We start from the raw sequence: 245 nt of genomic DNA, 5'->3' as shown, positions 1-245 counted from the left end.
ACAAAGCACCGCCATTAGCTTTAATCTTTTTGCTAGGGTTAAGTATGTCTTTCTGTTTTAGAGTTTCAATTTCCCTCTCAAGCTCTTCAATGCTTTTCTCAGTCATATCAAGAGAACTTTGATACATCGAACTGATTATGCCGTTATTCTTCTGCATAATGCTATTAAACATGTTATTGAATGCAGCTCGTTTTGCTTCAAGATCGGCTTGCTTATCTGCAATATCAGCCGAGTATTCTTTTAGC

1 protein-coding gene is annotated in these 245 nt (G+C 36.7%); it reads right to left on the bottom strand.

What is annotated here, in order from left to right:
- Positions 1 to 245, bottom strand: a 245-nt coding sequence (locus AAEZ06_RS28035; protein ID WP_350617448.1) for a hypothetical protein, incomplete at both ends; no start/stop codon positions are given.

It is taken from the genome of Pseudomonas sp. HY7a-MNA-CIBAN-0227, from assembly GCF_040310325.1.
Taxonomy (GTDB): domain Bacteria; phylum Pseudomonadota; class Gammaproteobacteria; order Pseudomonadales; family Pseudomonadaceae; genus Aquipseudomonas.
This window is presented reverse-complemented; position numbering and strand designations above follow the sequence as displayed.